Source organism: Candidatus Protofrankia californiensis, assembly GCF_900634765.1.
Taxonomy (GTDB): Bacteria; Actinomycetota; Actinomycetes; order Frankiales; family Frankiaceae; genus Protofrankia; species Protofrankia californiensis.
In genome coordinates, this window is the sequence record NZ_CAAAFT010000094.1 from 4,187 (window position 1) to 5,281 (window position 1,095).

General features: G+C 69.2%; 2 protein-coding genes. One reads left to right on the forward strand and one right to left on the reverse strand.

All coding sequences use genetic code 11. The features are described from left to right. Nucleotides 1-544 (forward strand): hypothetical protein (locus tag DD1DGNOD_RS05555; protein WP_241255481.1); only part of this gene is annotated, 544 nt, incomplete at its 5' end. Between the two features lie 71 nt (nt 545-615). Here DD1DGNOD_RS05555 and DD1DGNOD_RS05560 read toward each other — a convergent pair. Then, a partial coding sequence (locus tag DD1DGNOD_RS05560) for a sigma-70 family RNA polymerase sigma factor (RefSeq protein WP_131769599.1) occupies nt 616-1,095 on the reverse strand: 480 nt, incomplete at its 5' end.

Genomic DNA, 1,095 nt, shown 5'->3' on the forward strand with positions numbered 1-1,095 from the left:
CGCGCCGCGGTGGTCCGCCGGGATGGTCCGCCGCGGCCGCTGGGCCCGGCGGGATTACGCGGTCGTGGCGACCACGTACTGTCGGCATGTGCGTTCCAGGGCTGAATCCGAGCGGGTCGCGCCGACCCGTTGGCGGCGTGACCGTGCTCGGTATGCCGTACACGCTCTGCGGGCCGCTGTGGTGCTACTGGCCGCCGAGGGATTACTGCTTGTCGCCCTTGGCATGTTCCTGGTGGTACGGGGTTTCGGGGCGGACACCGACGATCGTGGCCGGGCCGAGCTCGGAGGTCTGCTCGCCGTCGTCGCCGGGGTCGTCCTGTGGCTGCTCGCGGGGGCGTTGCTCGCCCACCGCCGGTGGGCCCGCTCACCTCTCGTCGTTGTGCAAATGTTGTGCCTTCCGGTCGGTGTTGGTCTTTTGCAGGCTCACCGCTATGGCGAAGGTGTTCCGCTGGTCGTGGTCCCGGTCGGGGTGTTGGTGCTGATCGGCCTGGCCGGCGGCTACCGTCCCCGCCAGCCTCCGGGTCCCGGTGATCCCCTTGCATGACCGTTGCGACCTGCATGCCTGTTACGACCGATCCGACTCTCTCAGGAGACGGCCGTCGGGGGAGACAGCCGTCAGGCGTCGTCCAGCAGGCCGCGGCGTAGCTGGGCCAGCGTGCGGGCGAGCAGGCGCGAGACGTGCATCTGGGAGATCCCGAGCTCGGTGGCGATCTGCGACTGGGTCATGTTGCCGAAGAACCGCAGCAGCAGGATGCGTTTCTCCCGTGGAGGCAGCTTCTCCAGGAGCGGCTTGAGCGACTCCCGGTACTCGACACCTTCCAGGGACTCGTCCTGGACGCCCAGGGTGTCGGCCACTGCCGGAGCCTCGTCGTCGCCGGAGTCCGGCGCGTCCAGCGAGACCGCCGAGTAGGCGTTGGCGGACTCCAGGCCCTCCAGCACCTCCTCCTCGCTCATCTGCAGATGAGCCGCCATCTCGCTGACCGTCGGTGAGCGGCCGAGCGTCTGGGAGAGCTCCGAGGTGGCTTTGGTCAGCGACAGCTTGAGTTCCTGCAGCCGCCGCGGGACCCGGATCGCCCAGCCCTTGTCCCGGAAGTG